At 55.3% G+C, this 25,618-nt stretch carries 22 protein-coding genes; 7 read left to right on the top strand and 15 right to left on the bottom strand.

Features of this window, described 5'->3' with window-relative positions; genetic code table 11:
* Positions 1-33: 33 nt before the first annotated feature.
* The 7 genes from GRI39_RS00180 to GRI39_RS00150 all read right to left on the bottom strand — a co-directional run bounded on the left by GRI39_RS00180 (position 34) and on the right by GRI39_RS00150 (position 6,540).
* On the bottom strand, positions 34-726 hold the full coding sequence (locus GRI39_RS00180; RefSeq protein WP_160737704.1) for a response regulator transcription factor: 693 nt from the start codon (positions 724-726) through the stop codon (positions 34-36).
* A 202-nt stretch (positions 727-928) separates the two neighbouring features.
* A complete protein-coding gene (locus tag GRI39_RS00175) occupies positions 929-1,669 on the bottom strand; it encodes a proteasome-type protease (RefSeq protein WP_160737703.1) in 741 nt (246 codons plus the stop codon).
* A 61-nt stretch (positions 1,670-1,730) separates the two neighbouring features.
* A complete protein-coding gene (locus GRI39_RS00170) occupies positions 1,731-2,546 on the bottom strand; it encodes a transglutaminase family protein (protein WP_160737702.1) in 816 nt (271 codons plus the stop codon).
* Positions 2,547-2,567: 21 nt separating this feature from the next.
* Positions 2,568-3,512 carry an alpha-E domain-containing protein gene (locus GRI39_RS00165; protein ID WP_160737701.1) on the bottom strand — a complete coding sequence of 315 codons (945 nt, stop codon included), beginning with the start codon at positions 3,510-3,512 and terminating at the stop codon, positions 2,568-2,570.
* 15 nt (positions 3,513-3,527) lie between these two features.
* A complete protein-coding gene (locus GRI39_RS00160; RefSeq protein ID WP_160737700.1) occupies positions 3,528-4,958 on the bottom strand; it encodes a circularly permuted type 2 ATP-grasp protein in 1,431 nt (476 codons plus the stop codon).
* Positions 4,959-5,037: 79 nt separating this feature from the next.
* Complete coding sequence (locus tag GRI39_RS00155; RefSeq protein WP_160737699.1) at positions 5,038-5,832, bottom strand: alpha/beta fold hydrolase; 795 nt, start codon at positions 5,830-5,832, stop codon at positions 5,038-5,040.
* A gap of 150 nt (positions 5,833-5,982) precedes the next feature.
* The gene (locus tag GRI39_RS00150) at positions 5,983-6,540 is read right to left on the bottom strand and encodes a DUF3617 domain-containing protein (protein WP_160737698.1); all 558 of its coding nucleotides are present in this window, start codon (positions 6,538-6,540) and stop codon (positions 5,983-5,985) included.
* A gap of 140 nt (positions 6,541-6,680) precedes the next feature.
* Between GRI39_RS00150 and uvrB the strand changes: the two genes are divergently transcribed.
* Complete coding sequence (gene uvrB, locus GRI39_RS00145; RefSeq protein WP_160737697.1) at positions 6,681-8,864, top strand: excinuclease ABC subunit UvrB; 2,184 nt, start codon at positions 6,681-6,683, stop codon at positions 8,862-8,864.
* 61 nt (positions 8,865-8,925) lie between these two features.
* The gene (locus GRI39_RS00140; protein ID WP_160737696.1) at positions 8,926-9,585 is read left to right on the top strand and encodes a hypothetical protein; all 660 of its coding nucleotides are present in this window, start codon (positions 8,926-8,928) and stop codon (positions 9,583-9,585) included.
* On the opposite strand, the gene GRI39_RS00135 is transcribed toward GRI39_RS00140, so the two are convergent.
* The 8 genes from GRI39_RS00135 to GRI39_RS00100 all read right to left on the bottom strand — a co-directional run bounded on the left by GRI39_RS00135 (position 9,582) and on the right by GRI39_RS00100 (position 19,330).
* Complete coding sequence (locus GRI39_RS00135; RefSeq protein WP_160737695.1) at positions 9,582-10,040, bottom strand: NUDIX hydrolase; 459 nt, start codon at positions 10,038-10,040, stop codon at positions 9,582-9,584. The two genes, GRI39_RS00140 and GRI39_RS00135, sit on opposite strands and share 4 nt — an antisense overlap.
* Positions 10,028-10,648, bottom strand: a complete 621-nt coding sequence (locus GRI39_RS00130; RefSeq protein ID WP_160737694.1) for a 6-phosphogluconolactonase — start codon at positions 10,646-10,648, stop codon at positions 10,028-10,030. Before GRI39_RS00130 ends, GRI39_RS00135 begins: the two co-directional genes overlap by 13 nt.
* Before the next feature lie 74 nt (positions 10,649-10,722).
* Positions 10,723-11,184 carry a Dps family protein gene (locus tag GRI39_RS00125; protein WP_160737693.1) on the bottom strand — a complete coding sequence of 154 codons (462 nt, stop codon included), beginning with the start codon at positions 11,182-11,184 and terminating at the stop codon, positions 10,723-10,725.
* Positions 11,185-11,279: 95 nt separating this feature from the next.
* Positions 11,280-11,843 (bottom strand): TMEM165/GDT1 family protein, encoded by a 564-nt coding sequence (locus GRI39_RS00120; RefSeq protein ID WP_160737692.1) that lies wholly within the window; start codon positions 11,841-11,843, stop codon positions 11,280-11,282.
* Between the two features lie 35 nt (positions 11,844-11,878).
* On the bottom strand, positions 11,879-13,759 hold the full coding sequence (locus GRI39_RS00115) for a M1 family metallopeptidase (protein ID WP_160737691.1): 1,881 nt from the start codon (positions 13,757-13,759) through the stop codon (positions 11,879-11,881).
* Between the two features lie 36 nt (positions 13,760-13,795).
* Positions 13,796-14,311 (bottom strand): GNAT family N-acetyltransferase, encoded by a 516-nt coding sequence (locus GRI39_RS00110; RefSeq protein ID WP_160738534.1) that lies wholly within the window; start codon positions 14,309-14,311, stop codon positions 13,796-13,798.
* Between the two features lie 163 nt (positions 14,312-14,474).
* Complete coding sequence (locus GRI39_RS00105; protein WP_343033256.1) at positions 14,475-16,688, bottom strand: TonB-dependent receptor; 2,214 nt, start codon at positions 16,686-16,688, stop codon at positions 14,475-14,477.
* Positions 16,689-17,056: 368 nt separating this feature from the next.
* Positions 17,057-19,330: a beta-glucosidase family protein gene (locus GRI39_RS00100; RefSeq protein WP_160737689.1), complete on the bottom strand. Its 2,274-nt coding sequence runs from the start codon at positions 19,328-19,330 to the stop codon at positions 17,057-17,059.
* A 123-nt stretch (positions 19,331-19,453) separates the two neighbouring features.
* Between GRI39_RS00100 and GRI39_RS00095 the strand changes: the two genes are divergently transcribed.
* The 5 genes from GRI39_RS00095 (at position 19,454) to GRI39_RS00075 (ending at position 25,562) form a co-directional block, all read left to right on the top strand.
* Positions 19,454-20,401: a LysR family transcriptional regulator gene (locus GRI39_RS00095; RefSeq protein WP_160737688.1), complete on the top strand. Its 948-nt coding sequence runs from the start codon at positions 19,454-19,456 to the stop codon at positions 20,399-20,401.
* Positions 20,402-20,490: 89 nt separating this feature from the next.
* Positions 20,491-21,837 (top strand): citrate:proton symporter, encoded by a 1,347-nt coding sequence (locus GRI39_RS00090; protein ID WP_160737687.1) that lies wholly within the window; start codon positions 20,491-20,493, stop codon positions 21,835-21,837.
* Positions 21,834-23,186 (top strand): acyclic terpene utilization AtuA family protein, encoded by a 1,353-nt coding sequence (locus tag GRI39_RS00085; RefSeq protein ID WP_160737686.1) that lies wholly within the window; start codon positions 21,834-21,836, stop codon positions 23,184-23,186. Before GRI39_RS00090 ends, GRI39_RS00085 begins: the two co-directional genes overlap by 4 nt.
* Positions 23,173-23,526 carry an AtuA-related protein gene (locus GRI39_RS00080; protein ID WP_211371377.1) on the top strand — a complete coding sequence of 118 codons (354 nt, stop codon included), beginning with the start codon at positions 23,173-23,175 and terminating at the stop codon, positions 23,524-23,526. The genes GRI39_RS00085 and GRI39_RS00080 overlap by 14 nt, the downstream gene beginning before the upstream one ends.
* Entirely contained in the window at positions 23,523-25,562 is a 2,040-nt protein-coding gene (locus GRI39_RS00075; RefSeq protein ID WP_160737685.1) for an alpha/beta hydrolase domain-containing protein, read from the top strand. Before GRI39_RS00080 ends, GRI39_RS00075 begins: the two co-directional genes overlap by 4 nt.
* Positions 25,563-25,618: the final 56 nt, after the last annotated feature.

Below are 25,618 nucleotides of genomic sequence, written 5' to 3'. Positions count from 1 at the left end.
GCGCCCACTTTACAAGCCCCAACAGATTTCAGCCTATCTGGCAAAAACCGAGCGATCACTGGTCCGCCGAACGGCTGTAACCTGTGGCGGCAGTTCTTCTTCCCCCTGACGGGCGGCATTTTCTTCCAATTGCGCTTCAATCCGCAAGCGCACGGCTTCCGCCGAATGATGCGTGCCCAATTTTTCCATCATATTGGCGCGGTGAATTTCCACCGTCCGTGGACTGATATTGAGCGCTCTGGCGATGGCCTTGTTGGAATTTCCTTCTGCCAGCCAGTCCAGAACTTCACGTTCCCGTTTGCTGAGATTTGAAATCCGCTGACGCGCTTCAATCAAGGTTCGGCGCGCCTCCATATGCGCTTCGGCTTCCCGAGCGATAGATGCCATGACACTGTCAAATTGTGGCTGGGTAAATGGGGTTTTCAGATAATCCAGCGCCCCCGCCTTCATCGTGTGGACTACATGTTCCACCGTAGGTTGTTCAGATGTCACCACGAGTGGGAGCGAAATTCCTGCCTCCCCCAAACGTGTCATGACCCCCTCGGGATCACCTGAGATGATCCGGTCAACCACCATCAAAATCCCGCTATTTGGTTTAATGGTGATCAATTCCTGTAAATCGGAATATACTTCAGCATGGTGCCCCGAAGCATATGCGATACGTGCCTTTTCCGCCCTGGCCCGGCTGTCATTATCGACAAAATGGATCGTCAGTCGCTGTTCCATGCGTAGAATGTGCAGCGAGATAGTGGCCGGTGCACCGAAGCATTCCGCCGAAATGAATGGTTAACAATTCATTAATTGGGATTTGCCACCAAAACGCTACTCTCAAAACCCTCCATATTGGATACGGTCTTGAGTAATCACACGCTCCGGCAAATTGCCTATTAACAAGTAAATACGTGTTATTACTTAATTTTTATAAATTTCACTCTTCAAAAGTGAAGCTGGGAAGCGCCTGAAACGCATCTTTTAGAGCATCGCCCCAGCCCGACGATATGGTTTCAAAATAGGGATCGCCATATTCAATCCGGCGTTCATATTTCGGTTCAAATCTGTCACGTTCGATCACCATGAGATCCATCGGCAGGCCGACAGAGAGATTGGCTTTCAAGGTGGAATCAAAGCTGACCATTAACAGCTTTACCGCCTCTTCAAAACTCATCTTGGGATCATAAGCGCGCAGGATGATCGGTCGGCCATATTTGGTTTCACCAATCTGGAAGAACGGCGTGTCGCTGCTGGCTTCGATGAAATTGCCTTCAGGATAGATCATGAACAGGCGCGGCTCCATGCCCTTGATCTGCCCTGCAAGGATGATCGAGGCGGTAAAACGCCCCTTGCCCGAATTGCCATTCTCATTCTGTGTTTCGCGCACAGTGGATCGCAGCAGGCGCCCAACCTCCACCGCAACACGATACATGGAAGGAAGTTCAAGCAGAGAATTCTGGCGATCTTCCAATGCCTTGGAGCGTTCTTCCAATTGGCTGATCACAGCCTGTGTGGTGGCCAGATTGCCCGCCGTCATCAGCGTGATCACCCGGTCACCGGGCACGGACCAATGAAACATCTTGCGGAACACAGAGATATTATCGACGCCGGAATTGGTTCTCGTATCGCTCATCAGCACGAGACCTTTATCAAGCGACAGCCCTACGCAATATGTCATGTAAACTTCCTCACTGCCGGGGCGGCATCATCGCGGCAATATTTCCACCCTCGGTCAGCCCTTACTGCTCCACGGCTTTTTGTTCTACCGCCAGATTGACATTAAGATCCCTGGTAGACGCGCCGTAGCTAATGCCGGTGATGGGGGCAGCATCACGATAATCGCGGCCTGTAGCGACCCGGACATAGCGTGGGTCCGGGCTGATTCCGTTGGAAATATCAAAGCCCACCCAGCCCAGATTCTGCACATAGGCCTCTGCCCAGGCGTGAGTCGCTTCCTGATTGATCCGGTCATCCATCATGAGATAGCCGCTCACATACCGTGCCGGAATATCCAAAGACCTCGCCGCAGCAATGAAAATATGCGCATGGTCCTGACATACACCTTGCCCATGGCCCACGGCTTCTTCCGCCGTTGTCGTCACTTCAGTGGTGCCCGTTTCATATTTCACGCTCTGGCGAATGACATCGGAAAGGTTGTGCAATGTGCTGACCATCCCATCTTCGCTGCGGGCAACCTTGGCGATCAGCGCCTTGATCTGCGGGCCTGGCTGCGTGAGCGGGGTAAAGCCAAGAAATGACCACAAGGGCAAATGCCCCGCATGATGGCCGATCAAACCAGCATGATCTTCTGTCTCCACTTCACCGTGGCAAGTAATGACAATCTCCTCAGCCCCTTCAAAAGCTGAGATCAGCGTGACACTGTTGTGGTTCTGATCATCATAGACCAGTTCTTCCTGCGCCCCTTCATACTCCATCTGCCAGTTCAGAATCTTCTGCCCCTGCGTCTCTTTCGGGGTCAGGCGCAATCGTTGCACCCCGTAATTCACAGGGCCAGCGAAGCGATAGCGGGTGGTATGGCGGACAGACAGGCGCATGGATTGGTCGATTGCACTCCTTCAGGCGGTAAAGCGGTAAGCCTCAGCAATGGTGTTGGAAATCGTCTGGTTCGAAGCGATAAATTCGATAAGAAATTCATGTAGCCCCTGATCGAAAATATCCTCGATCCGGCGGTCGCTGAGCGCCATTTCTGCCGCTCTCATCGCCACATGGGCATCCGTCTCTTCGCCATGCAATTGCGCCAGCGCTGAAAGATTTTCCCGCAAAGCGGAATAACAAAACGCCAGACTGCGCGGAAAGCGCGGGTCGAGAATCAGAAAATCGGCGATGGAGCGTGAATCCATCCGACCAGAGTTAAGCCAGCGATAGGCCCGTTCACCCGACAGCGATTGAAGCACATTGTCCCACTGGCTGGTGTCCAGCACCGTACCGACATGCGCAAGCGATGGCAGCAGCAGGTAATATTTCACATCCAGAATACGCGCAGTGCTATCCGCCCGTTCGATGAATGTGCCGGTGCGTGCAAAGGAGTAAATCTCGTTGCGCAGCATGGAGCCATGCGTAGCCCCGCGAACCAGCGTGGACTGGCGGCGGATACTCGCCAATACTGTGCCAAGATCACTTTCCTTCACCTGCCTGGCCAGCATATCGCTGAGGACCATCCAGCCTTCATTGACCGCTTCCCACACTTCGCCGGTAATGGCTGAACGCGATGCACGAGCGTTCATGCGCGCTTTTTCCAGCATGGTCAGCACCGAAAGCGGGTTGAGCTTGGAACGCAACACAAAATCGCAAACATGGGCGCCGGTGTAGTCATCAAAATGCTGTTCATAATCACCGCGCATCCCGAGCGTGGTGATGACAGATCGCCATTCGGCATTCGCCGCATCTTCTGCACGCGTCAGAGACATGCGATGCCCGGCTTCAAGCAGGCGCGCTGTGTTTTCCGCTCTTTCGAGGTAACGATACATCCAGAAGATGCTGTGCGCGGTCCGGCCTAGCATTGGTCTGTCTCCGCCTTAATCATCCAGCACCCAGCTATCCTTGGTTCCCCCACCCTGACTGGAATTCACCACCAGAGAGCCTTTCTTCATCGCCACCCGTGTGAGGCCGCCCGGTGTAATGTCCACCCCCTCTGGCGACATCAGCACAAAGGGCCGCAAATCCACATGGCGCGGGGCCAGCCCCTTGCGGGTGTAAACCGGACAGGTCGAAAGCGAGAGCGTTGGCTGCGCAATGTAATTATCAGGCTTTGCTTCCAGCTTGGCACGAAATTCACGAATTTCGCGCTTGGAAGATGTCGGGCCGATCAACATGCCATAACCACCGGAACCGTGGACTTCCTTGACCACCAATTCCGCCAGATTTTCGAGAACATATTTGAGGCTGTCAGGGTCCGCACAGCGCCATGTCTGCACATTGGCGAGGATCGGTTTCTCCCCTGTATAGAACTCGACGATTTCCGGCATGAAGGAATAGATCGCCTTGTCGTCAGCCACGCCTGTTCCCGGTGCATTGGCAATCGTGACGCGCCCTGCCCGGTAGACATCCATAATACCCGGAATGCCCAGCACACTGTTGGGGTTGAAGGTCAAAGGATCAAGAAAATCATCATCTACCCGGCGATAAAGCACATCAATCGGGCGATAGCCGCGCGTGGTGCGCATTTGCACACGCCCGTCGATCACGCGCAGATCGCTGCCTTCAACCAGTTCGGCACCCATTTGATCCGCCAGAAAAGCATGCTCGAAATAGGCGGAATTATAGATACCCGGTGTCAATACGGCGACCGTCGGCTTGCCTTCTGCACAAGGCGGCGCGCAAGCAGCGAGACTTTTGGCCAATTGGCGCGGATAATTGGACACCTGCCGCACCTTCACCTGCGTGAACAGCTCAGGGAACATGGCCATCATGGTTTCGCGGTTTTCGAGCATATAGCTCACCCCGCTGGGGGTGCGGGCATTGTCTTCCAGCACCATGAATTCATCAGGCCCGGTACGCACCAGATCAACCCCGGTGATATGGGTGTAAATGCTGCCTGGCGGCGTAAAGCCCACCATCTGCGGGAGCCATGCCGCATTATGCCGGAACAGCCGTTCCGGCAGACGCCCCGAACGAATGATTTCCTGCCGGTGGTAGAGATCGTACATGAAGGCATTGAGCGCCCGCACACGCTGTTCAATCCCGCGCGACAGGCGTCGCCATTCATTTGCGGTAATGATCCTTGGGATCATATCGAAGGGGATCAGCCGCTCTTCCGCGTCGCTTTCCCCGTAGACATTGAAGGTTATGCCCGTTCGTCTGAAGACACTTTCCGCTTCAGAACCCTTGCGGCGCATTCGGCTCGCGTCCTGCTTGGACAACCAATTATTGTATCCATGATAGGCCTCGCGGATAGAACCGTCGGGCTTATGCATTTCATCGAAATTCTGGTCCGCTGACTGATTCATAACCCCCCGATGCTGCTGCCCTATAGTGCACGTTATTCACACGCTGCCAAGGGCCAACCGGTATACAGTTATGAATTCATTAACGCCGCTCCAGTTCCCGCAGAACAGTGTGAATACTCTCAGGAGAGTAAGCAAATCCCAGATGTGTACAGCGCAGTCCGATTTCCCGATCACGCTCACCGCGAAACCCGCGCGAGCTTCTGGGCGATACGATCCCGTCTCTCGGGCTCCACAGCGCGACCGTCTCCACCGGAGGCTTGCTCGCCATGTGATGTTCTATCGGCGGGTTGCTGACCGAATGGCCCGTCACGAGATGATACAGACGCCAGGCATTGTTGGCGTGGGGGTCCCCCGAAAAGGGCGAGCCCATGGTTACGACCTTGCGCACACATTGCGGATGGCGCTTGGCCAGTTCACGAGCAAACAAGCCACCAAGGCTCCAGCCGACCAGCACAACCGGGCGACCATAGCGCGCCTGAAGCGCATTGAGCCGCTCTGACAAAAAATCGAGATTTTCCGCTGTCGGGCCGAAGTTAAACCCCAGCCCCCAGCGTTTGACCTTATGCCCCGCCTTCTCAAGCTGCCGCGCCATATAGCGCATCCTGATCGGATGAGTCGCAAATCCGGGAAGCAGCATCACCACCTGCGGGCTGGTCGCCAGCGGAATGTCCATTTCCCGCCTTGCACGCCTGAAAGGTTCCGCAAAAACGCTAAGTTCACCCATCATGTAACGCAATTTGGGGCCACGCACGTCGGCCGGTGCCGGCTCACGCGCCAATGACAGGCGCGCGCCAAGCGCATCGCGAAGAGCCGCAGCTTTCACTGCCGATGTCGGAGAGCCTGTGCGGGCTTTGAGTTGAGTGTTCATGGTCATAGTGTCTCTGTAACAAAAATGACTTGTTACAGGATGAACAAGAAAGCCACCCATCATGTTCCAGAGTCTTGAAACTGTCACATATAGAAGGGGCTGGATACATGCGTACCCAGCCCCTTTTAGTCTAAGATTAAAGCGAAATGCTGAGGCTTAAGTGCAGTCACCAATGCGCCGCGACTTCATGCGCAGCTTCATTGTCATTTTGGCGTCGCCCGGCATATTCGGAATAGGCTGTGCGATTTGCATTGTCAGATCGCTTCCTTCTTCTTCCAGGGTCCCACTGATTTTGAAGTCTCCAGGCTTATCGCCAGCAGCGTTGCACTGCATATCAGCATTGATCTTGGCACCTTGCACATCAAGCTGATTAACGGTGCAGTCCGCTTCCGCAATCTGCTGCAACATTTGTTCAGGCCCTTTATCGGCGTCCTCCTTGGTGAGGCAGTAATTGTTGCCCTTCTCCAAGGCACCCGCAAACATGCCTTTCATCTGTTTGGCACGTTCATCGCTCATCCCCGGAATGGTGAAATCAATGAGTTCAGCCTGTGTTTCGTACTGACCGGGCTTTTGATGGATCATGCTGCCCGCCTTCGCGGATACTTCATCCTTTGACATGGGCTTCGCATCGCCCGCTGCCTCGCCACTATCACTGCTGCCGCAAGCCGAAAGCGCAATGGCCGCCGCGATCGGGAAAAGGTGAACCAGACGCATAAAATTCTCCAAATCACCAGGGTCAGATAGCTGCCCCAGACACATTCATATAACCATGTGCTACCAACCCTTGGGCAACATGCCAATGTTGTGCATATCAGCACATTGCGTAAAGCCGCACTGTCCCCCATATGTTCCGCATGGCTGAACTCGTAATACGTCGCGGACTGGAAGAACCTGATACATCCGGCTCTTTCATACCGCATAAGCCCCAACGCCCTGAGAAGACTCACAGCGGCAAGCCCTTCAAGCTGGTTTCGGATTATCAACCGGCTGGCGATCAGCCGACCGCGATCAGCGAATTGGTGGATGGAATCAAGGAAGGCGACAAGACGCAGGTTCTTCTGGGGGTCACCGGTTCGGGCAAGACTTTCACCATGGCCAAGGTGATCGAGGAATTGCAGCGCCCAGCACTGATCCTTGCCCCCAACAAGATTCTCGCCGCGCAGCTCTATGGCGAATTCAAGAGCTTCTTCCCCGAAAACGCGGTGGAATATTTCGTTTCCTATTACGATTACTATCAGCCGGAAGCCTATGTGGCCCGCTCCGATACCTATATCGAGAAGGAATCGAGCACCAATGAAGCGATTGACCGGATGCGCCATTCGGCCACCCGCGCTCTGCTGGAACGCGATGATGTCATCATCGTGGCGTCTGTTTCCTGCCTCTATGGTATCGGTTCGGTCGAAACCTATTCGGCAATGATTTTCGACCTGAAGAAGGGAGAAAGTGCCGACCAGCGCGAAATCATCCGCAAACTCGTGGCGCTACAATATAAGCGCAATGACGCAGCCTTTGCGCGCGGCAATTTCCGGGTACGTGGGGACAATCTCGAAATCTTTCCAAGCCATTATGAAGATGCTGCATGGCGCGTCAGCTTCTTTGGCGATGAGATCGAAGAGATCAGCGAATTTGACCCCCTGACGGGCAAGGCTGGAGCCAAGCTGGACAAGATCCGTATCTTCGCCAATTCACATTATGTAACCCCCGGCCCCACCATGAAACAGGCTGCGGCGGCAATCCGTTTCGAACTGGAAGAACGGCTGAAGGAATTGCAGGCTGAAGGGCTGTTGCTGGAAGCGCAAAGGCTGGAGCAGCGCACCAATTTTGACCTCGAAATGATTGCCGCCACCGGATCGTGTGCGGGAATTGAAAACTACTCCCGCTTTCTCACCGGCCGCCTGCCGGGTGAACCGCCGCCAACCCTGTTCGAATATTTGCCCGAAAATGCTCTTCTCTTTTGCGACGAAAGCCACCAGACCGTGCCGCAAGTCGGCGCGATGGCGCGAGGCGACCACCGCCGCAAGTTAACGCTGGCAGAATACGGCTTCCGCCTGCCCAGCTGCATTGACAACCGCCCTTTGCGTTTCAACGAATGGGATGCGATGCGCCCGCAAACCGTGGCCGTCTCCGCCACCCCCGGCCCTTGGGAAATGGAACAGACCGGCGGTGTTTTTGCAGAACAGGTCATTCGCCCAACCGGCCTGATTGACCCACCGGTAGAAATCCGCCCAACCGAAGATCAGGTGCAGGATTGCATCAATGAATGCCGTGAGACGGCGGCTAAAGGCTACCGTACCCTCGTCACCACTCTGACCAAGCGGATGGCAGAAGACCTCACCGAATTCATGCATGAAGCGGGCCTGCGTGTGCGTTACATGCATTCCGATGTAGAAACACTGGAGCGTATCGAGCTGATCCGCGATTTGCGGCTCGGTGTCTATGATGTGCTGGTAGGGATCAACCTGCTGCGTGAAGGTCTCGATATTCCTGAATGCGGCCTGGTCTGCATTCTCGATGCCGATAAGGAAGGCTTCCTGCGGTCCGAAACATCCTTGATTCAGACCATTGGCCGCGCTGCACGTAATGTGGATGGGCGCGTAATCCTATATGCCGACCGGACCACGGGCAGTATGGAACGCGCTTTGGCAGAAACCGAACGCCGCCGCGAAAAGCAGCGCGCCTATAATCTTGAACATAACATCACCCCGATGACCATTAAGCGCGACATTGCCGATATCGTTGGGCAGAGCGCGGCCAATGACCGGCGCGGTGAATTTGATGAAGAGGATAGCCCCCCCCTCGTCGGCCATAATCTGCGTGCCCATATCGAGGACTTGGAAGCCCGAATGCGCAAAGCTGCCGGTGATCTTGAATTCGAAGAGGCCGGCCGGTTACGCGATGAAATCCGCAAGCTGCAAAGCGAGGAGCTGGGCCTCCCCGATCCGGACCGCAAGGCGCAGATTGTGGGCCGAAGCAATGAAGGCAAACCGGGCACGCGCAAAACCCGCTATGGGAAAACGCAAAAGAAATGGGGGAAGTAGGCGCGCATCCCGCGCCATTTCCCCCTATCAACACTTTGCCGCGCTAATGCCTTGAATGCCCATGGCCAACGCGCCTATTGCACACCTATTCCATCCCGCAGCCATGGGCTTTTCGACCTTGCCGCAGAACCTTCCCCGTTTGCTTTGCCTTCTGACCCTTCCCTTTCTCGCGGCTTGCGGAAACAGCGATGCCAGTGCGCCGGTGCGGATTAATCTGCCCAAGGCGGACCCGATTACCCGCCCGCGAGAACCGCTGCCTTCCCCCGATGTGGAAGGCGCATTGTGGAGCGTTTCGAAGGATGGGCGAGCGATCAATTTCGGATTGCCCAAACAGAAGCCTTATCTGTCGCTCGCCTGCCGCCTCAAGGAAACACCGCCGCAATTGCAGATCATCCGCCATATTGAGGCACGCCCCGGTACCAGCGCACTATTCCCGATTATCGGCAATGGCATGATCAGCCGGTTGAAGATGGAAGCCGCGCTGGATGATGGGGAATGGCGCTGGGAAGGCACCTATCGCGCCGATGCGCCTGAACTGGATGTCTTTACAGGCCCGCGTGAAATGGAAGCGACGCTTCCAGGCGGTGGATCATTGGAAATCCCCGGCAGCCGTTTGCCGGGAGAATTCGTCAATTGGTGCCGTCTCGGCGGCAAGGTTCTGCAGACCAGTGCAAAGGAAAAAGCCAAAGCTGCGGCTGAGGCCGAAAACAAACAGCCTTAAGGCAACATTTCGAGACGCGGGCGTACCCTTCGGCTTACCCCCTTGGGCAAAGCGTCCAGCGGGAAGCAGCGCGCTTCGACAATCTCACGCTTATCGGGCTGCGGCTCTCCGGCAAGCTCTGCCCGAAAAATATGCGAAGAAACGCGCGCGCCATGGAGATTTTCCTTGAGCACGCCCAGATCCTGCCAATTTTCAGCGCTACAGTGCAATTCTTCGGCAAATTCACGCTTCGCCGCATCAAGCGGCTTTTCGTTCTTGCCGCACCCGCCACCGGGGAAGCTCCAGACATCTCGGCCATAGGAATGCCGCACCAGCAGCACTTCCCCTGCAGCATTGAACGCCAAAATGCTGACGCCGCGTATGCGTGGTTTGTGCCAGCCCCACCAAAGACTGCGTAGGCGGTGCGCTATGGGCAACATCGCCCGGTGCAGACTTTTGGGGATCAGGAAAAGCATGTGACTTTCTGTTCTGCCGCACCCAACAGGCGTGCAATCGGCAAATCATTATCACCGCTCACCGCAGATTGAAACACGGCACGCTTTTCGTCACCGCGAATAACAAACAGTAATGCATCCGATGCCAGCAGGGACGGTATCGTCAGCGTGATCCGGTCAAATGGTGCTTCAGGTGGCAATGGGTCAGGCGTTAGCGTGCGAATCTTCTTGGCATCATTTACCTGCGGATTGGTGTTGGGGAACAGCGAGGCAATATGCCCGTCACCGCCCATGCCAAGCCACGCCAAGGCGAAATGCGGCACTTGCTCCATTTCGCTAAGCGTAACCACCTCTGCGCCAGCAGGCTCCAACAAGGCACGGATTTTGCCCGTGTTGGAGGCCTCATGCGTTTCAGGCACCTGCCGATCATCACCCGGCCACACTGAAATGCGCTTCCAATCGAGATCGGATTTCGCCAATTCCTTCAGAATGGGAAAGGGAGTGGAGCCACCGGGAACGGTGATGGCAATCGGCCCACTGGTTGCTTCCAGAGCCTGCGTCAGGCGGCCTTCAAGCCATACAGCGATGTCATGATCACTTGCCCCTTCGATGATTTCACAATGCGCCATAATAATCCTTATTCAACGAAAACGGCCGACACAGCTTGCGCTGCGCCGACCGCCCTATCAGCTTTTTGCCAAAATTACTTGAGCGTCTGAGTAAGAAACCAAACGCGTTCTTCAGCCTGATCGATCCAGTCGTCCACCATGCCATTGGTGGCATTGTCGCCCGCTTCTTCAGACGTTTCTTTCACTTCCTTGAGGCGTTCGAGCAGCTTCTTGTTATCGTCACGCAATTCGCGAACCATATCGTCAGCCGTAATCGTCACATCATCCTGATCGGCGATGTTGGTCGTCTTGCCCACAGAACCGATAGAGGTAAGCGTATATTCGCCATTCTTGCGGACACGTTCACCGATGATATCCACCAGGCCGACGATCTGCACAGCCTGTTCATCAAACATCAGGTGAAGATCACGGAAGCGCGAACCGGCTACGTGCCAGTGGAAGTTCTTGGTTTTGAGATAAAGTGCCAGATGATCCGCCAGCGCGCCATTAAGTGCAGCGATCAGAGCTTTTTTCGAATTGTCACCAGATTGGGCCATTTTAGATCCCCTTTCGTCAGATTACGTGGGTGGAACGCACCAAAACACAGATCAGTTTCGAGAAAGTTACAATTCGCTTTGATCGTTTTTTTCGATCACGCAAGCAACCCCTTTGCAAGTAGCAGAACGACTATCCCAGCGAGCAGGAACAAGCCGCCAGCAACATATTGAAAAACCCGCAAAGGTAGCCTTTTTTCCCAATATTCGCCCGCCAGCCAAGCCAATGTCAGTATGCCTGCCGAGCCAAGTGTTCCGCCCAGGAAAGGTAGATAAGGCCCCCCAGTCAGCACCGTTAATGCCAAAATCAGGAAGCTCGCAGACCCTGTAAGCTGCCCGAAAAGCAACACAGCCCCTATCGCGCCGAGGGACCGGGTCGGCTCCACAGGCAAACGGCGCTGGCGGCGGAGCAATGTGTCCAGCCCTGCCAGCCCCAAGGCAGCCGCGACAAAAATCTGCTTTGCAGCAGGCACCAACATCGGAGCGATGGTCTGCGCTGCCCATGCCGCCGTGGCAGCACTGAGTGCAGAACATACCCAGATAAGCGCCAGAAGACCCGGCCCTTGCCCCAGCCGTTCAGAGAGGCGCGCAACCAATATAGGTTCCCGCCCAACAAGACTGGCAAAGGCACAGGTCAGGAAGGCGATGAAGAATGCCGTCATCGGCTATGCTCAATCATCGCCTTCCTGCCGCGCTATCACTTGCCTGCGATGATCTGTTCGATCCCGCTGGCAACGGTTGGGTGGTAAGTCGGGCGGGCTTCGGCAAAGAGCTTGCGCGCGATGTCAGCACCCCAATCACCCTGCTGCATCAGCCCGGTATAAAGCGGCCGGATCAGAAGCCCACGCCCCACGCGTGTGGCAAATTCCTGTAGCGATGGCAGTGCCGGCTCATAGCGATTGGCAATCGCCAGTTCCAACCATGCAGAACGTACATAGGCATTGGTGGAATCGGACAGACCCAGCGCTTTATCCAGTTCAGCCAGACGCTGCGGGGTTTGCTTGCGCGGGATGCCGTTCAGGAAGCGCAGCCATTCTTGCGTGCTCCACCCATCGGTCTGCACCGCGCTGGCAGGTCCACCAGCATTGAAGGCTTTAAGCTTGGTATCCACCGCCGCCAGCGTAGTGCTGGTGATATGAACAGCATTGTCAGGCAGGCCAGCGGCATAGGCCCAGCGATCAAGCTGCAATTTCAGTTCAAGCGCAGGATCGCCCTGCAACAGATTTGCGCGAAGATCGGCCAGGAATCCAGCCGTTGTCTGCGGTTGGAAGGCGTGACGATCAAAGTAAGACCGCAGATAAGCGTCCCACTTTTCGCGCCCCACGGTCACTTCCAGCATCCGCAGGAAGTTGGAGCCTTTGAAATAATCAAGCTGCCCGCCGGTCGCGCCCGGATCACCATGCAGACGGGTAGCGGCTCCCGTTCGGGTTTTGCCGCCATAACGCGCAAGGTCACGCTTCATCCCGTCCCAATCGAGATCGGCATACATGGCGGCACGTTCCTTTCCATAGACCGATTCCATGATGCGGTTTTCAAAATAGGTCGTGAAGCCTTCATTGAGCCAACTGTCAGACCATGTCGCATTGGTTACCAGATTGCCCGACCAGCTATGTGCCAGCTCATGCGCCACCACATCCGTGTTGGAACGATCACCGGTAATGATCGTCGGCGTCAGGAAGGTAAGCATGGGGTTTTCCATGCCGCCATAGGGGAATGATGGTGGCAGGACGAGCATGTCATACCGGCCCCAGCGATAGGGGCCATAAAGGTCTGATGCCGCATCAATCATCTTTTCAACATCGGTAAATTCATGCGCTGCGGCATCGAGCATGGACGGTTCCGTCCAGACACCAGAACGTGGGCCTAAAGGTTTGAACTTCAGATCACCCACGGCAAAAGCGATGAGGTAGGGCGGCACCGGCTTATCCATCCGGAAACGGAAGCGACGGCGGCCATCTTTCAGCTTCTCACCCTTGTCCCCGCTCAGCTTTTCGGCGCTCATCACGGCGACCAGATCACCCGGCACAGTCAGCGTAGCATCCCATGTCTGGCGGATGCCGGGGCTATCCTGCGTCGGAATCCAGCTCCGGTTGTTGATCGGCTGGCCCTGACTGAAGAGGTAAGGCTTTTTCTTGCCTGCTGTCATTTCCGGCGGCAGCCATTGAAGCGCTGTGGCGCCGGGCTGTGTACGATAGGTAATGATGATCTGCTTGGCACCATCAAGCTGAACCGTCAGAGCGGAACCCAGCTCCGGATCATCCGCGCCGACATTCCATTGCAGGGCCTTGCCACTGCCATCGGTGACAGCCGAAATATCAAGATCATCCACGTCGAGCACGATTTGCTTGGCATCGGGCTGAGCCAGAATATCGAGCTTGGCCGAACCTGTCAGAGTCTCGCTGGCAAAATCGACATTCAGGTCCAGCCCGACATGAGTGACCCGTGCAACCGTAGGTTCGGCATGGGTCCACACATCAAGCGCTTCTGGCGTTGTGAGGATCGGTGCAGGAGACGCGCTCGATTGTGCAGCGAGCGGAGCGGCAGTTGCCATAAGGGCAGCAGCAAAGAGAATACGCATAAGCCAAACAGTAAGTCTGTTTCTTTACGCCTGCAACTAAATTGCCGGGGAGATGGCTTTTTCCATATAGATCGCAGGCCCTCCATATTGGGCAAGCTTTTGGGCCATGGCCTCATCCATCCTGGGTTCGAACCCCTGCCCTTCCCAGAAAGGTCCAGCATTACCCACAGCGACCAGAACCATGGCACAAAGCCCCTGAGAGCGCGCCCATTCGTGCAAGTGGTTGAGGATCATCCCGCCAGCGCCCTGCCCTCGCGCCTGGGGGGCAAGTGCAAGATCGTGAAGGTAGTAAACATCGGCAGCCTCCGGCAGCGCCCCAAGTGGCTGGTTCAAAGGCACTGGTCTGCCGCGTGTCCATGGATGGCTGATGGCATAGCCAAAGCCCCCCTCGGCACCAGCCAGCATGAAACAGCCATGCGGGTATAGAGCCAGCCGTTCTGCGAAGATTTCTGCCCCTTCCGGGTAGTCCTGATGAATAGCGTCCGCCAAGGCGCATACTTGCGGAAGGTCCGCCACGGTCATCAAACGCCATTGAAGCGCTGGGGTGTGCATCAATCTTACTTTCTTATGGCCAGATCATCGCTGGGTGCCCCCCATACACCGTTTGGGCAGCAACCAAACTGGGTAAGTCATGTTGCTTCAGCCATGGCAGGCAAAAGAAATGCGCCACCTAGCCATAACCGGGTGGCGCGTTTCCGTATCGCTCAACAGATCATTAGAACCGAACGCCTGCGCGAACGCCATAGGTGCGTGGGTCAGCGAGGACGACCGTGCCATATGTGCTCGATCCTGCGCCGGTAACGATCAGCGAATCTTCAAGATTCCTTACAAAGCCTTGTACATAATAGACATCATTGGGCGCGTTATACGTCACTTGAAGATCGGTCTTGGTATAGCTTGGCTGCTCGAACTGGTTGAGCGTGCCAAGCGCCGCAATCGTGTAATGATCAACAAAGCGCGTGGTGACACCCAGCTCGATCTTGCCACCATTATCGAGATCGAAGCCCTGCGTGATGCCGCCGGTAAGCGTCCAGTCAGGCGAGCGATCCAGCTTATATCCGGCCCAGCTCACATCAGGGTTGGGTTTGAAGTCAGTATAGCGTGCATTGAGCCAGGAAGCGGAGAAATTGACCTTAGTATTGCTGGCCGGTGTAAGGGTCGTTTCCAGCTCCACACCATCAACCTTAGCCTGACCGGCATTGGTCGTGACCTGGCATGGACCGCCACATATTTCGCTAAGCTGGCTAAGTTGAATCCCTTTAAAATCATAGTGAAACGCAGTGAGATTTAACCGCAGCATATTATCAAGCAGGCGCGTTTTGACGCCAGCTTCATAAGATGTCAGCGTTTCGGGATTGTAATAGAGGGCATCTGCTGTGAGCGTGCATCCGCTACCTGTGCCCTCTTCGCAACCATCGTTAAACCCACCAGCTTTATAGCCCGTAGAAACGGTAGCGTAGAGCAGCGTGCGATCATCAAGGTCATAGTCCAGCCCGGCACGCCATGTGACTTTGGAGAAGGAGCGCGAGGCATCGTTCACTGTCTGACTATCGCCTTCGCCATCACACGCTACAGAACCGCAGATAACAGTCGCACCCAGACGGCTCTTCTTATCGTGTGAATAGCGCACTCCGGCAGTCAGCCGCAGTTCTGGAATGATGGCATAAGTCGCCTGGCTGAAAGCGGCATAACTTTCCGATTGGACATCTCGCTGAGGGAAGCCAAACACATATCCGGGCGTCCCTTCATCAGGCGAGAGAAGCCCATATATGTAGTACTTCATGAAGCCACTCTCTTTGAAATAATATCCGCCGAACTGTAAGGAAAGCGGACCGCTGCCCGTTGTAGAGAAGCGAAGCTCGTGACTGTCCTGCTTGAATTGCGCATTGGCGTTGGAGCGATAGGCGGCGCTGGCATCATCGCGCCCTGTGAACAATTCTTCGCGCCGATCAAATTCCCGGTGTGACCCAAGATAGTTGAGCTGAAGCGGACCAAAATCATACGAGAAGTCAGCCATAACTCCCCAGCTTTCATTGTCGCGATTCAAATTGTCAGAATATGGAATATTGCTCGTCCGCACGGCGGAATTATCGCCGATGGGATCATATGTTGGATTTACGCCTGCGTCGCTATAGTCGCTATAGAGGTTTGATACCGGAACACTGCCTAACGTCTTGCCTTTGATTTTCGAATAATCGCCAACGATGAGCAGTTGCGCCGGCCCCATATCGAAAGATGCAGACAGGCGCCCTGCCACGTTATTCTTGTAAGGGTCGATGTCGGAAGTGAGGGCCTCACCCGCTTTGTAATAATTGTCCCGGCGATCATAATTCACCGCGCCCCGTACAGCAATCGCATCGTTCACCGGCACATTGAGCACGCCGGTGATATTGGTTGCGTTATAACTGCCGTAAGAGGCGTCCAATGATCCTTCCAACCGGTCTGTGGGATGGTTCGAAATCACATTGATCAGACCTGCGGTAGTATTGCGCCCGAACAAGGTTCCTTGCGGACCACGCAGCACTTCCACCCGATTGACGTCGAAGAAGCTCACTTCCTGAGCCTGAGGGCGCGCGATGTAAATGCCATCCAGCATGAAAGCAGCCGACGGATCGCCCTTCTCCGTACCATCTGAACTGGTAATGCCACGAATCGTGATCTGCAGGCCATTCCCGCGATCAATTGAAAGGTTCGGCACATCTTCTGCAAGATTGGTAGGATCTGTGACGCCTGATTTCAGGAGGTCATCCCCACTCATAGCCGTCAGCGCAATAGGCGTCTTGGACGCCAGCGTTTCATTACGGGTGGCCGTAACGATGATTTCACCGTCAGCAACTTTGGGACTGGACGGCGCAGCATCCTGAGCCATTGCCGGCGTCGCTACTGGCACCAATACAGCGGCAGAGCACAATAGAATGAAACTTTTCACGGATTCCTCCCTTTCAGAATCCAGCCGCACTTGCGCCGAGCACACAGAGATTGTCTCTGCGACAAAAGCCAGCAACCCAGTCCGCAGTGCAAGCGGATGACATGACATGAGGAGCTGCAAGGAGGCATATTTTTGCCCCGATCCCGCATCCCTCTCCCTTGTGAAGTGAAGTATGTTTACCCTCTTCACATTTTGCCTACTCCTCCACACCTAAAACAAAAAATACAACTTTATGATTGATTGATAACTATTAGTTATCAATCGAGCAGGAAGGTACATCGACAGGCTCCACCGTCATTATTGCGATACAAAAAAGCCGGCCCATCACATGACAGGCCGGCTTCATTTTGAACTTATCTTAGAAGAGCTTACGGTTTCAGCGTCCGTGCAGACACTTCGGCGACACCGGTCAGGCTGGCATCCCCTGCGTGATGCCCAACCGTGATTGGCAGACCTCCCTGTTTGATTACCCAACCGCGTTTACCGGTATCATAATCCGCGATCAAACGGGGTTCGATGCTCACCGTCACAACCTTGCTTTCACCAGGTTCGAGCATGACACGCTGGAAGCCAACAAGGCGACGCATCTCATTGTCCGGAGCGGCATAGACTTGCGGAACATCTGCCCCCGCACGCTTGCCCGTATTGGTGACCTTGAAACTGATGGACGGATTTTCGCCATCGGTGATCTTGAGGTCGCTATAGGCAAAGCTGGTATAGGACAGGCCGTAACCAAAGGGATAGAGCGGGGTAAATCCCTTCTTCTGATACCAGCGATAGCCAACATCTGCCCCTTCGCGATATTCCACCGGAAAGGGTGGCACGCCACCGGTCAGGTCAACAGTGCTGAGATCGGTATTTGCAGGTTTGTTCTTGGCGTCTTCCTTCGCTTTATGAACAAGATCGATACCCGGAATCTGAGGGCGCGGTGCCTGAGAAAGCGCTGCCGGAAACGTGACTGGCAGATGGCCTGAAGGATTCACATCGCCAAACAGAACGGCTGCAATAGCCTCTCCGCCCTTCTGCCCAGGATACCAGGCTTCCAGGATCGCTCCGACGTTATTTTGCCAGGGCATGACAACCGGGCCGCCTGTTTCGAGCACAACCACAGTTTTATCATTGGCCGCCGAAACCGCCTCGATCAACTTGTCCTGGTCTCCTGGGAGGTTGAGGTTTTCAACATCCTGCGCCTCCGTTCGCCACTCCGAGCCAAAGACAATTGCGATATCCGCATCTTTGGCAGCTTTGGCAGCCGCTTCGATATCTGTGCCATCAACATAGCTGACCTCGGCCCCTGCCCCCGCGCGGGCCTTGATCGCCTGTAACGGAGATGAGGCATGGTAGGTGATCTTGATAAAACCACTCAGCGGGCCACCATCAGGCATTGGCAATTGTAGCGCATCCCCGCCCACAGAGCGGACTTGCGAAGAACCGCCACCGGAGAGCACACCCACATCTGCATGTGAACCGATCAGCACAATCTTTTTGGCACTGCTGGCAAGTGGTAGCAGATCATTGTCATTCTTCAGCAGCACCATACCCGCTTCAGCCGTCTTCTGCGCGACCTTGGCATGAGCGTCATAATCAATCTTTTCCGGCTTTTCGGGCGCAGGATGGTCGACCAGACCATGTTCGAACATCGTCCGGATGATGCGATGAACCATGTTATCCAACCGCGCCATCGGAACTGCGCCATCTTCAACCGCCTTCTTCAAGGGCGCGCCGAAATAGACTTCCTTATCCAATTCCTGCCCGGATTCCTGATCCAGGCCAGCATTGGCTGCCTTGACGGTGGAATGGACAGCCCCCCAATCCGACATGACCCAGCCGGTATAGCCCCAATCCTGCTTCAGCACTTCATTGAGCAGAAAATCACTTTCACAGGCATAATGTCCATTGACCTGGTTATAACCGCACATCACCGAACCGGGATGGCTTTTCTCAATCGCGAGCTGGAAAGCCAGCAAATCACTTTCCCGCAAAGCGGCTTCACCCAGCTTTGCGTCCAGCACGTTACGGCCGCTTTCCTGAGCGTTCAGCACATAGTGCTTGATCGTGGAGACGATGCCATTTGACTGAATGCCGTTGATTGAAGCAGCGGCCATCTCCGCCGTCAGCAGCACATCTTCACTCAAATATTCAAAATCGCGCCCATTCCACGGGTCACGGACGAGATTGGCACCCCCGGCGAGCTGGACATTAAAGCCCTTGGCCCGTGCCTCGCTCCCGATCATCTTGCCGCCTTCTTCGGCAATGGCCGGGTCAAAGGTTGAAGCTGTCATCAAACTGCCCGGCAGTGCGGTAGCGACGTCACCTTTACGCATTTCACCGCCATTGCTGACGCCAAGGCTTGCATCTGTTTCGTAAAGATCGGGTATTCCCAGCCGCTGCACGCCGGGAACATGCCCTGCACCAATCCGCTTTTCATCGGGGTTTTCTTTGCGCAGAGCCATGCCCATGGTGCCGTTTACCATGGCGATCTTTTCATCCAGCGTCATCTCCTTGATGACCAGATCCGCCCGCTGATCCGGAGACAGCGAAGTGTTCATCCAGGGCCGTTCGTCTGCGCTGGATGATGTGCTGCACCCTGCTGTAGACAAGAGCGCTATCGCCGCAGCGCTGGCAAACAAAAGTCTCTTCATATTCAACTCTCCCGTTATGAGTGAACGAGGTTATCTTTCTTTCTGCACCATATCCAAAATACATTTTAAGCATTGATCTATCGAACTACTTTATAGATAGTCGCAGAAGGGAGGGGAAAATTGATGTCGAGATCGCCAAGCATGGCGAGCCTTCGTTTGTTCGTTCAGGTGGCTCACAACCTCAGCTTCAGCAAAACTGCTCGTCTTGCCCATGTATCACAACCAGCCTTGAGCCGGACTATTCGCCTGCTGGAAGAACAGCTTGATGTCCGCCTGTTTGACCGCAATTCGCGCAATGTCGTTCTGACCCCTGCTGGTGAAACGCTGCTCCCCATTGTGGAGAGGCTGATTGCCGATTTTGACCATGCCTTTGTATCGCTTGAGCAGACATTTGCAGGCGAGCGGGGCCGTGTAGTAGTCGGCGCACTGCCATCCATTGCCGCGACCGTTTTGCCGGAACGCATTTTAGAATTTCGGGAGGCGCATCCTTATACAGAGATCATTGTGCATGATCATCTGGATGGTTCACTCTATCAGCAGTTGCACGATCGGCAGATCGACATTGCCATCACCACAGAGCCGACGAGCGATGCCTTCGAGTTTCTGCCCATGATCCGCGATGAATATGTCATGGTCTGCCAGAGAGGGACTGAGTTCGATCAGCAGGGTGAGATAGATTGGTCCGTTTTCACAAAGAGCCCCTTCCTGGCCATGACCCCAAGAAGCAGTGTTCGGGCGGCCACCGATCAGGCCTTTGCCAGCGCAAGGATGAGCGTCAAACCCCTCTATGAATGCACCCAATTGGCGACCATGGGTGGACTACTGGCCGCAGGGCTTGGGATTACAGCGCTCCCCGCCTCGACACTGGCGATGCTGGGAAGAGACAATCTGGTCTCGCATCGGCTGTCTTCTCCTGTTGTAACCCGGCAGATCGGGGTAGCTTATCTTGCCAGCCGGACCATGCCTCCGGTGGCACAAGCCTTCGTGAAGCACTTTCTCAGCAAACCCTCCATGATGGAGGAAATCTCTCGCTATCAGGGCAAAACCAAAGCAATCAATCGCCAAAGCTGATTATTCTATCCAATAATTGTAATTGTTGGATCAATTTTCCTCCCGCATGACTGTAACAAACACAGGAATGCAGCAGGGAGGGACAGGCGGTGCTCGCAGCAATCGGCGCAGTAACATTATTTGCCTTGTTGGCCATCATCCTGACCAACCGCGTGTCGCCCTTAGCGGCGTTGATTCTTGTCCCTGTCATAGGCGCAACAATCGCTGGTTTAGGGCCGGCGGTGCCGGAATATATCGTCACTGGCCTGACAAATATTGCTCCTGTTGCCGGCATGTTCGTCTTTGCCATTTTGTTCTTTGGGGTCATGACAGATGCGGGCCTGCTGGCGCCGATTGTGAACCGTATCCTGAAGCTTGTGGGCGAGCGCCCTTCACGGATTACCGTGGGCACAGCGCTGCTTGCGCTGATCATCCATCTCGACGGTTCCGGCGCGGTCTGCTTCCTGATCACTATTCCGGCGCTTCGTCCCTTATACGACAGGTTGGGAATGGACCGCAGAATCCTTGCCTGCACGGCGTCCATGGCTGCGGGTGTAAACTTCCTTCCCTGGACAGGGCCAACCTTGCGCGCGAGCGCTTCACTGGACATTCCGGTTTACGAAATCTTCACTCCGATGATCGGCGTCCAATTGACCGGACTCGTCTTTGTGTTTGCAGCAAGCTGGTGGTTGGGGAAGCGGGAAGAAAAGCGCCTGGGCCTCTCCAATCACAGCGCAGCAACCACAAGCGCCGGGAGTACAGGACTGCCGCAGAGCAGCGTCCAGAGCCAAACCATCCCGGTAATGGAAGAAGATGCCGAAACCATCGCTTTACGGCGGCCTAAACTATACTGGGTCAACGTATTGCTGACATTGGTCGTTGTCAGCCTGATGATCAGCGGGTTGATGGAACCGGCCGTGGTCTTCATGGTCGGAACGGCAGTAGCCCTCGTAATCAATTACCCCTCAGCCAGCCAGCAACGCCAGCGGATTGATGCTCATGCGCGTGCTGCACTGTTGATGGCGGCAATCCTGTTTGGTGCCGGAGCCTTTACCGGCATCATGACCGGTTCGGGCATGATCCGTGCGATGGCAGAAGCATCGGTTGCCCATGTGCCCGATCCTGTTGGTGCCAATATTCCAGTCTTCCTCGGCTTTCTCTCCATGCCTTTGAGCCTGCTGTTTGATCCCGACAGTTTCTATTTCGGTGTCCTTCCGGTGATCGCACAAGTCGGTAGCCATTTCGATGTGCCCGCGGTGCAGGTCGCACAGGCTGCCTTGCTGGGACAAATGACCACCGGCTTTCCCATCAGCCCGCTGACCCCTGCAACCTTTCTGGTCGCGGGTCTCAGCGGGATCGAGCTTGGCGCTCACCAACGGTTTTCTATTCCATGGCTGTTTGCTGCGTCGGTCATCATGACGCTGGCCGCCATTGCCTTCGGGATATTCACGATATGACAAATGTTGCAAAGCAACCGCTTCGAATAGGCGCAGGCGCAGGGTATTCAGGTGACAGAATTGAACCTGCTGCAGAGCTGGCCGAAAAAGGCGAACTGGATTTTCTTATCTTCGAATGTCTCGCTGAGCGGACAATTGCCCTCGCCCAGGCTGCGCGGCAATCTGATCCTGAAGCCGGCTATGATCCCCTGCTGGAAAAACGGATGTGCGCCGTTCTTCCAGCAGCACGAGCCAATGGCATCAGGATCGTCACCAACATGGGAGCCGCCAATCCACTTTCCGCAGCCCGCAAGACATTGGCTATCGCCCGCGAAATGGGGTTTGACGGCATCAAAATTGCGGCCGTAATCGGCGATGATGTTCTGGATTTGATTAATGCAGAAGACTGGCCTTTAACGGATCGGGAAGGCAGCAGCGCCGATCTTGGAAAGGCGATTTTATCAGCCAACGCCTATCTCGGCGCACGCGGTATTGTCGAGGCTCTCGATGGGGGGGCCGACATTGTTATCACGGGCCGCGTGGGCGATCCGGCCTTGTTTCTTGGCCCGTTGATTCACCATTTCCAATGGCCTGAAGATGATTGGAACACCCTCGGACGCGGCACCATGATCGGCCACATGCTGGAATGTGCAGGGCAATTGACCGGAGGCTATTTTGCAGACCCTGGCATCAAGGATGTCCCCGATCTTGCCCGGCTTGGCTTTCCCATCGCAGAGGTTTCGCAAGATGGTAGCGCAATCTTCAGCAAAGTTGAAGGCTCTGGCGGATTGCTGTCCATCGCAACCTGCAAGGAACAGTTGCTATATGAGATACTCGACCCATCCTGTTACCTTCAGGCTGATGTCGCTGCCGATTTCACCACCGCCCGGTTCAAGGAATTAGGCCCTAACCGCATTGCAGTTTCGGGCGGGCACGGGACAGAGCGCCCGCAACATATCAAAGTTTCCATCGGCTATAAGGATGGCTTTATTGGTGAGGGGCAGATTTCCTATGCCGGGCCTGGCGCAGTGGCACGTGGTGAACTCGCCATCGCCATCATCCGCGAAAGGTTGGATCTCATCGACCTCCCCTTGCGCGAGTTACGGTGTGAATTGATCGGCATGGATGCCACCAATCGCACCGGCAAGGCGGACACATCAGCCCTGCGCGAAGTTCGGGTGAGAGTAGCTGGCCGCACCGATACGCTGGAAGATGCCCGCGCCATCGGTGCCGAGGTCGAAGCCCTTTACACCAATGGACCGCTGGGCGGCGGAGGGGCAATCAGCCTTGCGCGCGAAGTCATCGCGGTCGCCTCCACGCTCATCCCCCGTGAAGCCGTCAAAACATCTATCCATTATGAAGTCGCCTGAGATGCTGCTGAGAGATATCGCTCATCTGCGCACTGGCGATAAAGGCGACGTATCGCAGATTTCTGTGATCGCCTTTTCGACCGAAGATTATGCCCTTCTCGAAAGTGAAGTCACGGTGGAAAGGCTTCTGGACCACTTGCCGAACATTTCGGTGCGCCACGCTCACCGCTATGAACTGCCCAATCTGGGCGCGCTTAATTTCGTTCTGGAAGGCGCGCTGACAGGCGGCGTTACGCGGTCTCTCGCGCTTGATGCGCATGGCAAGAGCCTGGGTGCCCAATTGCTCGATCTGCCAGTCGGTGATGCTCAGAATCTCTCGGTAATGGATAAGGCTGTATGAAAACGCAGAGTCTCAACACCCGCATTTTGCGCCTGACGACCACAGCAATCTGCGCCGTTCCATTGCTGCCAATCACCGCTACCCCAGCTGTGGCAAAAACCACCCGGATCGTGATTGAAAGCCGGGAAGATGCGCCCGCACAAAAGGACGGTGCACCGGAATATGAGATACTCAAAGGCCGGGCCTATGGGGAACTTGACCCCGAAGATCCAACCAATGCCATCATCACCGACATTCAATTTGCCCCACGCAATACGGACGGGAAAGTTGAGTATTCCAATACATTCGTGATCGCCAAACCAAAGAATATGGCACAATCGAGCGGTGTTATTTTTTATGACGTGCCCAATCGCGGCAATGGCGCAGTGCACGCCGACCCCGATGGCAATATTCAGCTTATCAGCGGCTGGCAGGGTGATTTGCCAACTGATCGCGGCTTGCAGACCCTGACTGTCCCCATCGCGCGCCGCGCGGATGGCACTGCACTCACCACACCCGTTCTCAACCGTTTCAGCCTATTCCCAAAAGGTAAGAATACCCTGCCGATCACCGGCAGCATTGGCCTTCCGACCTCACGCCCGGCACCTGTCAGCCTGGATACCACCAAGGCCAAACTGTTTCGCCAATCGGCCGACGACCAGCCTCTCAACCTCATTCCTAGCAGCGACTGGGCCTTTGCTGATTGCGAGAAACAAGCATTTCCAGGCACCGCCGATCCAGCCAAAATCTGCCTCAAGGGCGGCTTCGACCCGGCCTATGCCTATACGCTGGTCTATCAAGGCAAAGACCCTAAGGTTCTGGGCATCGGCTTTGCTGCAACGCGCGATCTGGTTTCTTTCCTCCGTCGCGACAGTGCGGACGATGCAGGCCATCCCAATCCGCTGGGCAAGCCTGCACAATGGGCAGTGGCCAGTGGAACCTCTCAATCGGGCAATTACCTGCGCAGCTTTGTCAATCTGGGCTTTAATGGAGACGAAGCTGGACGCATTGTCTTTGATGCGATCAATCCCAACATTGCCGCCCGTCAGGTTCCACTGAATCTGCGCTTTGGCGTGCCGGGAGGTGCTGCTGGCCTGTTCGAACCGGGAAGCGAAGGAACCTTGTGGTGGGCCAGCTATGATGACCAGCCCCGCGGGCGCGGTGTAAGCAGCCTGCTTGATCGCTGCCATGCCAATGGCACCTGCCCTAAGGTGATGGAGACCTTTGGTTCGGCAGAGTTTTGGGGTTTGAGAATGTCTCCCAACCTCGTCGGCACAGACACCAGAGCAGATATTCCATTACCCGATAATGTGCGCCGTTATTACTTCCCCAGCGTCACCCATGGCGGTTCACCTCTCGGTGGTTTTTCAACGGATGGAGAAAAGATCGGCATTCCCGGTGACCTCTGCCAAATGCCCGGCAATCCCAACCCTTCGGGTGAATCCCTGCACGCTGCCTGGAAGGCGATGATCGCATGGGCAACCGAAGGTAAAGCCCCGCCGCCCAGTCGCTACCCCATGCTGGCCAATGGTGATCTGGTTCAACCAACCGCCCGTGCGATGGGCTGGCCTGCTATCCCCGGTGAACCCACGGCGGATGGCAAAATCAATATCATGCCGGACTATGATTTCGGCGATGATTTGGATTACAATAGTTTAAGCGGTGTTTTGACCAAGCAACCACCCGCCATTCGCCAAATCATCCCTCAGCTTGTTCCCCGGGTGAACGCTGATGGAAATGAGACCGTAGGTATTCCCTCGGTGCAATTGCAGGTTCCTCTGGGAACGTACACCGGGTGGAACATGCAGCAGAACGGCTATGGCAAAGGCGGTGGATGCTTTTTCATCGGCGGTTTCATCCCTTTTGCCAAAACCAAGGCAGAGCGGCAGGCCAAAGGCGATCCACGCCTGTCACTGGAAGAGCGTTATGGCGATCATGCGGGCTTTGTGCAGAAGGTAAAGGAAGCGGTTGCCAGGCAGCAGGCAAGTGGCTGGCTGCTGCCAGATGACGCGCGAAAACTGATTGCTGAAGCCAAAGCCAGCACAGTTCTAAAATAAGAAGAGCCAGCAAATCGGGCCATATTGGCGAGTCTCAAGCCGCTGAACGCAACACA

Source organism: Altericroceibacterium indicum (assembly GCF_009828105.1).
Lineage (GTDB): Bacteria > Pseudomonadota > Alphaproteobacteria > Sphingomonadales > Sphingomonadaceae > Altericroceibacterium > Altericroceibacterium indicum.
Note: the sequence above shows the minus strand (reverse complement) of the source record. Positions and strands in the feature narration are given on the sequence as shown.